At 54.3% G+C, this 9,352-nt stretch carries 11 protein-coding genes and 1 pseudogene; 10 read left to right on the forward strand and 2 right to left on the reverse strand.

The window, feature by feature from the left end:
• Window positions 1-3 precede the first annotated feature (3 nt).
• Window positions 4-1,380 carry a cation:proton antiporter gene (locus Q0N43_RS08375; protein ID WP_295445293.1) on the reverse strand — a complete coding sequence of 459 codons (1,377 nt, stop codon included), beginning with the start codon at window positions 1,378-1,380 and terminating at the stop codon, window positions 4-6.
• Between the two features lie 619 nt (window positions 1,381-1,999).
• Between Q0N43_RS08375 and Q0N43_RS08380 the strand changes: the two genes are divergently transcribed.
• The 10 genes from Q0N43_RS08380 to Q0N43_RS08425 all read left to right on the forward strand — a co-directional run bounded on the left by Q0N43_RS08380 (window position 2,000) and on the right by Q0N43_RS08425 (window position 9,143).
• Window positions 2,000-3,016, forward strand: a complete 1,017-nt coding sequence (locus Q0N43_RS08380) for a LacI family DNA-binding transcriptional regulator (RefSeq protein ID WP_295445250.1) — start codon at window positions 2,000-2,002, stop codon at window positions 3,014-3,016.
• 425 nt (window positions 3,017-3,441) lie between these two features.
• Window positions 3,442-4,158, forward strand: coding sequence for a heme ABC transporter permease CcmC (ccmC, locus tag Q0N43_RS08385; RefSeq protein ID WP_295445253.1), 717 nt, complete (start codon window positions 3,442-3,444; stop codon window positions 4,156-4,158).
• A complete protein-coding gene (gene ccmD, locus Q0N43_RS08390) occupies window positions 4,158-4,289 on the forward strand; it encodes a heme exporter protein CcmD (protein ID WP_295445255.1) in 132 nt (43 codons plus the stop codon). Before ccmC ends, ccmD begins: the two co-directional genes overlap by 1 nt.
• A complete protein-coding gene (ccmE, locus tag Q0N43_RS08395) occupies window positions 4,286-4,735 on the forward strand; it encodes a cytochrome c maturation protein CcmE (protein ID WP_295445258.1) in 450 nt (149 codons plus the stop codon). Before ccmD ends, ccmE begins: the two co-directional genes overlap by 4 nt.
• Before the next feature lie 27 nt (window positions 4,736-4,762).
• Complete coding sequence (locus Q0N43_RS08400; RefSeq protein ID WP_295445260.1) at window positions 4,763-6,694, forward strand: heme lyase CcmF/NrfE family subunit; 1,932 nt, start codon at window positions 4,763-4,765, stop codon at window positions 6,692-6,694.
• Window positions 6,691-7,221 carry a redoxin family protein gene (locus Q0N43_RS08405; RefSeq protein ID WP_295445263.1) on the forward strand — a complete coding sequence of 177 codons (531 nt, stop codon included), beginning with the start codon at window positions 6,691-6,693 and terminating at the stop codon, window positions 7,219-7,221. Before Q0N43_RS08400 ends, Q0N43_RS08405 begins: the two co-directional genes overlap by 4 nt.
• Window positions 7,218-7,619 carry a cytochrome c-type biogenesis protein gene (locus Q0N43_RS08410; protein WP_295445266.1) on the forward strand — a complete coding sequence of 134 codons (402 nt, stop codon included), beginning with the start codon at window positions 7,218-7,220 and terminating at the stop codon, window positions 7,617-7,619. Before Q0N43_RS08405 ends, Q0N43_RS08410 begins: the two co-directional genes overlap by 4 nt.
• Window positions 7,616-8,266, forward strand: a complete 651-nt coding sequence (locus Q0N43_RS08415; RefSeq protein WP_295445270.1) for a hypothetical protein — start codon at window positions 7,616-7,618, stop codon at window positions 8,264-8,266. The genes Q0N43_RS08410 and Q0N43_RS08415 overlap by 4 nt, the downstream gene beginning before the upstream one ends.
• 548 nt (window positions 8,267-8,814) lie before the next feature.
• The gene (locus tag Q0N43_RS08420; RefSeq protein WP_295445273.1) at window positions 8,815-9,009 is read left to right on the forward strand and encodes a hypothetical protein; all 195 of its coding nucleotides are present in this window, start codon (window positions 8,815-8,817) and stop codon (window positions 9,007-9,009) included.
• Window positions 9,010-9,014: 5 nt separating this feature from the next.
• Complete coding sequence (locus Q0N43_RS08425) at window positions 9,015-9,143, forward strand: hypothetical protein (RefSeq protein WP_295445276.1); 129 nt, start codon at window positions 9,015-9,017, stop codon at window positions 9,141-9,143.
• A gap of 41 nt (window positions 9,144-9,184) precedes the next feature.
• Here the strand turns inward: Q0N43_RS08425 and Q0N43_RS11515 are convergent.
• Window positions 9,185-9,310 (reverse strand): annotated as a pseudogene (locus tag Q0N43_RS11515) (MBG domain-containing protein); the annotation flags it as partial.
• Between the last annotated feature and the right edge of the window lie 42 nt (window positions 9,311-9,352).

The following is a 9,352-nucleotide window of genomic DNA, read 5'->3' on the forward strand; positions in this document are numbered from 1 at the left end:
GGTTCAATCGGCGAGAACCACATCCTTTTTACCCAGTGCCCCTAGTTCGCCTGATTCACGAGCTTTTCGGCCGTATACTAACTCGAACAATGGGCTTGCCATCATCGTGGTGACAATCGCCATAAGCACCAGCATTGAGAACAATGTCGGTCCTATTATGCCTTTTTGCAGGCCGATGTTGATAATGATGAGTTCCATTAAACCACGCGAGTTCATCAGAGCACCGATACCCAAAGCGGTGCGATTGTCTTCGCCTGCAACCCGCGCCGCGACGTAGCAAGCACCAAATTTTGCGACGATTGATCCCGCCAGAATTACCAGTGCGATCAGCAGCAACGGAACCGTGTTGACCATATCCATGCGAGTGTTGAGCCCAGAATAGGTGAAGAACATCGGCAGCAATAGAACGACTGCAAGCGGTTCAACCTTTTTCTTTAACTCTTCAACAAAAAGGCCGCGGGGCATAACCACTCCCAGAATGAAGCCGCCGAAAATTGCATGGATCCCAACTGCGTCCATGATGAACGCTGAAAGACAGAATGCAGCGATGGTTATGCCAAGCATAGTCATGCTCATTTCGCCCTCGCGCTCGACCATCCGGCCCAGCGGCGCGAAAATTTTGCGACCAAACAGGATGATAAATGTCGCGTAGAGCAGCCCACCACCGATTGCGAGAACGGCAACTCCGGGACCCGCGCCAAAGGTTGCCAGCACCACTGCCAGCACACACCAGGATACAGCGTCGTCAAATGCACCAGCCGCAAGCGACAATGTACCGAGCGAAGTTTTTGCCAATCCGCGTTCATTGATAATGCGCGCTAACATCGGAAATGCGGTAAGCGCGATGCAGGCTCCCATGAACAAAGTCGCGCTTGATTGCGAAATTCCTGGTGTAAATAGACCCGGAACAGTTAGCAGCCATGGGGTTATCAATACTGCAATCAAAAACGGAGCCGCAATGCCAGCTAACGATACGCTTATCGCGCTCTTTGCTTTCGATTTGAAATGGTCAAGTTGCAAGGTTGTGCCTACCAAAAACATGTACAGACCGACGCCAAGTTGTGCGCCCGCATAAAGTACGTTTTTAGTTGGTCCGGGGAAAACCGTTGCCTGTGCATCAGCCAAAAAATAGCCAAATAATGATGGCCCGAGGATCACGCCCGCGATCATTTCACCAACAACCTGAGGTTGCCCCAGAAACTTTTGGCCCAGTTTGCCGACGATCCGGCAGGTTAGTATGATGATGGCTAACTGCAGAAAGAAGTGGACGCTAAAATCTGTTGGCGTGAAGCTACTAGTAGTCGCGGCCTGGGCAGGGCCATTAGGATCCAGCACTTTGGAAAGCGTATCTATTGCGCCTGCTAACAATTCAGAAAACATACCATTCACCCTCCATGGATCTGAAACGCTCATAAGTAGATCCACATTTATTGATCGTGTGTGGACCGGAAACATTGCCGTAAGGCAACACAGAACACGCTAGCAATAGCACGGCATAGTGCATTATTTTGGTACTGTGGTGGAAAAGTAATAAGGTAGCACGCAATTCAGAAGTGCTGGGACGCCTTTCCACACGCTCTCTGGCGTTCGACCCTTTCCGGAATTATTCTGCCTTCAGGCTGTTCCGAGGCGCAGGCAGTTGCCCTTTTGTAGCCGTTAATTGTCTGCACACAGCTTATCCTGACCCGGCTAAATGTGCAACTTATCGGCCTTCGTTGGCCTGCCTTGACCATTTACCGATTTTCAAGGGCTGCCCCCTTTTTGATCGACTATAGGAAGCGGTTGATTGTCGCTTCTGGAACGCCTTCGACATTAAGGGCCTAAATCGCGGGGATCAGGTTGTAACCAAGCTCATACGCAAGGTTGCTTGCCGGTTTGAACGTTCATGATGGCAAGGTGACCAGCCAAGCCGTTGCAGAAAGCCTCAATCTCGAATTTGTCGCACCCGCAACCGCGCTCGCTGCGTGACTTGACCGCGCGCCGGTGCTAACGGCACCGCATGGGTAAAGAAGGACGCATTACTGCGCATCAGATTGCGGCGATGCTTGGGGTGTCACAGCCGACAGTATCGCGCGCCTTGCGTGGTGATAAGCAAGTCGCCGAAACCACGCGCGCGCGAATTGTCGCACTGGCCAATGAGCTCAATTATTCCGTTGACCACAATGCCCTTCGCCTGCGCACACAGCAAACCAATTCCATCGCGCTCGTCATTTTGTGTAGGCGCGGCGAGAACAAAGCGAATATCAACCCGTTTTATCTGTCGCTGCTCGGTTGCATCGCGGCATCGGCATCCGAACGCGGTTATAATCTGATTATCTCTTTTCAGGATTCCCCCGCCAACTTCTTTGCCAACTACACGGGCAGCCGGCAGGCCGATGGCCTCATCGTCATCGGCAGCGGGCAGAATGTCGAAGGCTGGCAGTTTTTTGGCGAATATGCGCGGCGCGAGACCCCAATGATCTGCTGGGGCGCGAGCAAAGAAGACCTTATTTCTGTTAAAAGCGACAATGTCCAAGGCGCGCGGCTGGCGATTGACCATTTGCTGCAAAACGGTTGTAAGCATATTGCATATATCGGCCCGACCAACAGCGAACAGCCGCAGTTTCAGGATCGGCTGACGACATATATGGACGAAATGGCCAATAAGGCTATGCAGCCCATTTGTCCGCCCCTGCCCGAAAATGCCGTGCGGGAGGACCAAGGCTATGCCGCGGTCAAGGGCCTGATCCAGGACAAAATCGCGTTCGATAGTTTGTTTTGTGCAAACGACTTTATCGCGCTGGGCGCCATGCGGGCGCTTGACGAGCACAGCATTGTCATTGGCAAGAATGTCCGCGTTATCGGCTTTGATGGCATCGCAACGGGCGCCTATGCGCAACCGCCGCTTACGACAATCGAGCAAGATTACGTCCAAGCCGGCGAAATGCTCGTGGAGGCGTTGATCGCTGTGTTGAACGGCGAAAGGCCCAACACCACTCCTGTTTCGGTAAAGTTACTTAGGCGCGGAACAGCCTAGGGTCTGCCTTTTTCTTGCGTGCGCCTCATTTGAGTGCGAAACCGCGACGCAAACCAAACCTCAAAACGAGATGCAACAGATAAGGCTGACGGGAACTTAGATGTCATTGAAGTGGGAAAATGGGATCATGGCACGCAGTTATTCTAGCGGTATGTTGCAAGGGCTGCCCAGATGAGGATCCCAAGCATTCTGCTGTGGCACGATGAATGTCTTTTACAACCGCTAGCGCGGAAGGCTTTGAGTGTTTTGTGTGATGAAGGATCTTTGCTTGCCACGCTCGTGGCGGCAATAGCTTAGCTGCATATGACATAATGCATGTCGCAGTAGATACTTGCAGCCTACGCGCTTTGCGTCATATTGAAAATGCAGATGATCGTAAATCCATTGGCGTAACGTTTTAGCGATGCTAAAGGCGCTGACTAATCATGCATCGCTTCGCCAATCCCGCCCGATTCTTGCGTATTGCAAAGCCGCTTACCCCGGCATTGTTCTGGCCAGGGCTGTTGCTCACATTATTTGCATGCATATGGGGCTTGTTTTTTACCCCGACCGAACGGTTAATGGGCGATACCGTCAAAATCCTTTTCGTCCATGTTCCCGCCGCATGGCTTAGTATGGGGGGATGGACGGGCATTGCGATTGCAAGCATTGTGCAATTGGTATGGCGGCACCCGTTGGCGGGCGTTGCGGCGCGTGCCATCGCCGTTCCTGGCGCTACCTTTGCGGCGATCTGCCTTATTACAGGTTCCATCTGGGGAAGGCCGACATGGGGCACTTGGTGGGTCTGGGATGGTCGCCTGACGTCGATGTTAGTGCTGTTTTTCCTATATCTTGGCTACATCGCGCTGTCTAATGCCTCAAGCGAGAAAGGCGACACGAGCCGCGTTGCTGCTGTGTTTGGTGTCATTGGCGCGATCAATATCCCGATCATCAACCGTTCAGTTATCTGGTGGGAAAGCCAGCATCAAAAGGCGAGCATTACCTTTAGTGGCTCATCCATAGACTCGGCTTATCTGGCGCCATTGTTTGTTGCTGTCGCGGGTTTCAGCCTTTTGTTCGGAGCGCTTGTCCTGATGCGGATGCGCGCAGCACTGGCGGAGATGCGGATTGAAGCGCGGATGCGCCGGATGGCGGAAGGCTGATGCCGCACGCTCCTTTCGTCATCGCGTCATTCGCTGTTACCGGCGTCGGCATGCTTTGGCTTGTCCTTTCGAGCTATCTTTCCATGTGCCGGGCTGAGGCTTCGGCAGATGCATTGCGGGAGCAGCCATGAAACCTAAACATCAACGCTTGTTATTGGCATTGATCGCTGTGGTGGCATTGGTGAGCGCGGGGCTGATTGCGGCCTCTGCCTTGCGCGAGGAAGCATCGTATTTCTATACGCCCACAACTTTGGCAGCCGCTAATGTAGAGCCCGGAAAGGCCATCCGCTTAGGCGGCATGGTGCAAAAGGGGTCCATCGTGCGTGGCGGCGACGGCGTATCAATAACCTTCATTGTGCAGGACCAAGAACGCAGTCAGAAGGTCGCTTATCGCGGGATTACCCCTGACCTGTTTGTCGAAGGCTCTGGCGTCGTTGCCGATGGCCGCCTTAGGCCTGACCGCGTGTTTGTCGCCGAAAGTTTGCTGGCGAAACATGACGAAAACTACGTGCCCAAGGAATTGGCGGACATTGATATGAACGCGGCCGCCTATACGAAGGACACGCTTGCACCATGACGACATTGGCAAAATGAGGGCTTTTACATGATTGCAGAAGCCGGATTAGCGGCACTTTGGCTCGCGGCGTCGATGGCGCTTATTCAGTTCATTGCTGGGTTAACGTTGTTGCGCGCTTGCAATGGGCTGCTGGTGCCGCTCATAAAACCTGCTGCGTATGTGCAGGGTGCCTTGTGTACCTTTGCGTTCTTCACACTTATGTGGTTGTTTTATGTTACTGATTTGTCTGTGCTTTTGGTCGCAAACAACAGCCATATTGATAAGCCGCTCATTTTCAAACTCGCTGGCACTTGGGGTAATCATGAAGGCTCAATGCTTTTATGGGTAACGATATTGTCTGTTTCCGGCTCTGCGATTGCATTTCTGGAAAAACGTATTGAGGCAAAGACGCTTTCCGCCACCTTGGCCGTGCAAGGTTTTCTTGCACTTGGTTTTTTTGCGTTTTTGCTGTTTTCCTCAAACCCCTTTGAACGTCTTGTTCCTGCGCCGATAGCGGGTGCTGGCCTCAACCCGTTACTTCAGGACGTGGGCCTCGCGTTCCACCCGCCAACATTATATTTCGGCTATGTGGGCCTTTCGATCGCATTCTCTTTCGCGGTTGGCGCATTGCTGACCAATCAGGTCGGGCCAGCCTTCGCCCGTGCTATGCGGCCATGGGTGTTGGGCGCATGGATTTTCCTGACTATTGGTATCGCTGCAGGCAGTTATTGGGCCTATTACGAGTTGGGCTGGGGTGGCTGGTGGTTTTGGGATCCAGTTGAAAACGCATCGCTTATGCCTTGGCTCGCGGCGACTGCCCTGTTGCATTCGGTCAGCGTTCTTGCATCGCGCAACGCGTTACGCGCGTGGACCATCATGCTTGCTCTGGTGGCCTTTGCGATGTCGATGGCAGGCACGTTCCTTGTGCGCTCTGGCATATTAACCAGCGTTCATGCCTTTGCCGTCGACCCGGAACGTGGCTCGTTCATTCTAGCGCTGATGCTTCTTTACACTGGCCTTGCGTTTGTCATTTTTGCCTTGTGTATCGGGACGGTAAAGCAGGGTGAACCTTTCCAACTGCTCAGCCGTGAAGGTGGAATTGTCGCAAATAACATATTCCTCAGTGTTATTTTGGCCGTCGTGTTGATTGGAACGCTCTACCCACTTGCGGCAGAGGCAGTGGGCGACAAGATATCCGTCGGCCCGCCATATTTTAACAAGGCGACGGTTCCGATCGCCGTCCTTTTGATGCTGGCTTTGTTGGTGGGGCCCCTATTGCGGTGGCGCCGCGATGATCTCGGCCGTCTAAAATATTGGTTCATTGGTGCCGCGGCCATCCTATTGATGAGTTGCCTTGCTATATGGAAATGTGCCCCAGAAATCGGCATATTCCCGCTTTTGGGTATCGCATTGTCCATCGCCCTCGCAGTAGCGGCATGGATGCCGCTTAGGGGCCGCAAGCTGCTGCGAACGCCTGCACCGGTATTTGGCATGGTCATCGCGCATTTTGGTTTAGCTGTCAGTGTATTTGGCATGGCAGCGGAATCAGGCTTTTCGTCTGAAACCCTAACTGCGCTCGCACCTGGCGAAAGCGCGAAGGTCGCTGGTTGGGAAGTTAAGCTTAACGACGTCAACCCCATTGCCGGTGACAATTGGGTTGCGGTAGAAGGCGATATGGTAGCTGCAAAAAATGGCAATGAATTCGTGCTTCATCCGCAGTCACGCCACTTCTTCACGCCTCCAATGCAGACGAGCGAGGCGGCGTTGCTGACCCGATGGAATGGCCAATTATATGCCGTTATTGCCCAGCCCGACCAAGAGGGTGATGGCCGCTGGCAGGTGCGTTTATGGTGGAAACCGTTCGTGACGTTCATTTGGTTCGGTGCATTATTGATTGCTCTCGGCGGCGCTATTGCGCTTTTGGGTCGCATGTTCCGTCCGACCAAAAAACTAGCTAGAAACGCGTGGCAAGCCGAATGAACCGGTCATGGCTTTTATGGGCACCGCTTGCGGTCACGGCATGCATTGGCGGGCTGGCGACTTACGGTCTGGTCGTGCCGAAAGACGAACAAGTCCGTTCGGCAATGATTGGGCAAAAGCTTCCTGAATTTGCTTTACCCCCCGCGACACAGGGCGTTTTGCCATTATCAAACACAGATATGGGTGATGGGAAACCACGGCTGCTCAACATTTTTGCCAGCTGGTGCATCCCTTGCAAAGCCGAAGCGCCGCAGCTTGAGGCGTTAGAAGCCGCTGGGGTCGAGATTGACGGGATCGCTATTCGCGATCGTCCAGAAGATGTCGCTGCTTTTTTGGACGAATTTGGCAATCCCTATCGCCGCATTGGGAGCGATAGCGAAATGGCGGTCCAGCTTAAACTGGGGTCGTCGGGTGTACCTGAAACTTATGTAATCGCCGCCGATGGCACGATATTGTTCCAGCACATCGGAGACATCCGCACAGAGCATGTTCCGATGCTCATCGAAAAATTGAAGGCGACTAGATGAAAATATTCGTCGCTATTTTGCTGATGTTAGCGGCACCCGCTTTTTCCCAAGGCATTGGGCCAACGCCTGCCTTGGCAAACCGTCAGCTTCCCGATCCCGCGAAAGAGGCCGAGGCCACGCGCCTGATGCATAGTTTGCGCTGTATCCAGTGCCAAGGCCAGTCCATCGCCGACAGCGACGCGTCGATGGCCGCAACGATGCGTGCCGAAGTGCGCCAACAAATTGTCGCCGGACAAAAGCCCGAGGCTATCCGTGTCTGGATGATTGAACGTTATGGCGAGTGGGTTAGCTTTGAACCCGATTTCAAGGGCGCTGGGCTGTTGCTCTGGCTTACACCAATTCTCTTGCTCTTTGTGTCGTTTTGGCTAGCGCGCGGGCTGTTTCGGAGGCGGACATGAACGGTTGGATTGTACTTGGCCTCTTGTCCGTCCTCAGTCTGTCAGTGCTCACCTGGTTTGTGCGTTCGTCAAAGGGGCTTTGGCAAATTGCCGCTGCCGCCGTGTTATTGGGCATGACAGGCTATGCTCTGCAGGGGCGCCCATCAGCACCATCTTCACCCGCCAAGTCCCTAGCGGCTAGTGAGGTCGGTGCAACGCAGCTTATCGATATCCGCGCTGACATGGACCAAAGTTTCGGTGGCGCAAAACGCTGGTTAGTCACTGCCGATTCCTTTGCTAAGCAAGGGGATTATGCATCGGCTGCATCATATATTCAGTCGGGACTTCGCAGTGACCCAAAAAATTCGGATCTTTGGTCTGCGCTTGGGCTGCAGCTGATGCTGGCGAGTGAGGGACAAATGTCCCCTCCGGCGCAGTTGGCCTTCGACAAAGCGCTCGCCATCCGACCCAATCATCCCGCACCATATTATTTCACAGGCCTTGCCCGTATGATTAGCGGTGACCTGAATGGCGGTGTCCTCCTGTGGGAAAAAACCCTGTCGCTCGCGACGCCGGATGCGAAATGGAAAGTCAGCATCGAGTCCCAATTACAGGCTGCCAAAGCTTTGCAGGTAGAATCCGAGCAGACGCAGCAAATAGCCAAATAATTAACTGAACAAATTGTAGTTTATAACAATTCGACATAACATTGCTTTGTTGTGAAGGTGGCGGTGGCAATGTTATTGCCACCGACCCGACCACTTTTAATTTTGCTGTTAGGTTTAAGGTCGGGGATCCAAGATAGGTGGACCGCAAGCCTTGCTTTACTTGCGTTGATCAACCTTCAAACCGCTGGAGCAAAGTAGACTTCGTCTTTGTATCGCCGGATGCGAACCCTACATCGCAAGTCCGAGTATCGAATAACGCGGGGTGCCTATGCTCTTAAGAGCGGGCGCCGGTGTCACGCGCGTTGTCGTGAAAATCTCGGGACTTAGCTGTTGTAGGGCCCCTTTCGCTTGCGAGACGGCTGCAGTAATTTCCGTCTGTCCAGACGCCAACTGCAAGATGGGGTCACTTTGATCCGCAGGATCGGACGGCGTAGGATCTGGCTGGGTGGCAACCGGAGAAGGTGGGCTGCTCTCGACCCGTTGGGCTGCAACCGCCACAACGGCCACTGGGGGCGGGGCGCTGGCAATTGCTGAGGGCGCTTCCACTGTTGGAGGGGCAGGTTGACTGGCAGCAGGAGGTGAAGCGGAGGGGGGAGCTGGCGCGGGGGTCGCTGCTGGCGCTGGCGCGTCGGCGGCTGGCGCTGGTGCGTCGTTGGCTGGTGCTGGTGCCGGCGCTGCAGCCGGTTCTGGCGCTGGCGCTGGCGCTATTTCTGGTGCTGGCGCTGGTGTTGCAACTGGTGTAACCGGCGTGGGCGGCTTTGGCGCCGGTGTTGCAATTGGCGCAACTGGTGCGGGCGGCTTTGGCGCAGTAATGTTGCTGATCAGAGAGTTAACCGAAGGGATTGGCTGGCTGATGACGAGATCGGCGCCGGTGTAATTGATGCTGTAGTTGTTGCCGGCTGATAGCGTGCCCAGACCTATGGCATAGCGCCCCGCGTCGATACCAGGCGCGCGGTTGAGAGCACCGGTGAGCAGGCTGGCGCTGTCGGTGCCGACAAACCCCTGGCTGGCAAAGGTCAGCGCCGGGATCGCTGCGCCATACACGCTGCTCAACGCATCGGCGACGATCGCCAGCGTTGCCGGCGT

The sequence above is a fragment of the Sphingorhabdus sp. EL138 genome, assembly GCF_945882965.1.
Lineage (GTDB): Bacteria > Pseudomonadota > Alphaproteobacteria > Sphingomonadales > Sphingomonadaceae > Sphingorhabdus_B.

Bases quoted from the DNA above. Each gene is read 5' to 3' on its own strand.
- Q0N43_RS08380 (WP_295445250.1), top strand. From the start codon at position 2,000: ATGGGTAAAGAAGGACGCATTACTGCGCATCAGATTGCGGCGATGCTT.
- ccmE (WP_295445258.1), top strand. From the start codon at position 4,286: ATGAAACCTAAACATCAACGCTTGTTATTGGCATTGATCGCTGTGGTG.
- ccmD (WP_295445255.1), top strand. From the start codon at position 4,158: ATGCCGCACGCTCCTTTCGTCATCGCGTCATTCGCTGTTACCGGCGTC.
- Q0N43_RS08415 (WP_295445270.1), top strand. From the start codon at position 7,616: ATGAACGGTTGGATTGTACTTGGCCTCTTGTCCGTCCTCAGTCTGTCA.
- Q0N43_RS08410 (WP_295445266.1), top strand. From the start codon at position 7,218: ATGAAAATATTCGTCGCTATTTTGCTGATGTTAGCGGCACCCGCTTTT.
- Q0N43_RS08375 (WP_295445293.1), bottom strand. From the start codon at position 1,380: ATGTTTTCTGAATTGTTAGCAGGCGCAATAGATACGCTTTCCAAAGTG.
- Q0N43_RS08405 (WP_295445263.1), top strand. From the start codon at position 6,691: ATGAACCGGTCATGGCTTTTATGGGCACCGCTTGCGGTCACGGCATGC.
- ccmC (WP_295445253.1), top strand. From the start codon at position 3,442: ATGCATCGCTTCGCCAATCCCGCCCGATTCTTGCGTATTGCAAAGCCG.
- Q0N43_RS08400 (WP_295445260.1), top strand. From the start codon at position 4,763: ATGATTGCAGAAGCCGGATTAGCGGCACTTTGGCTCGCGGCGTCGATG.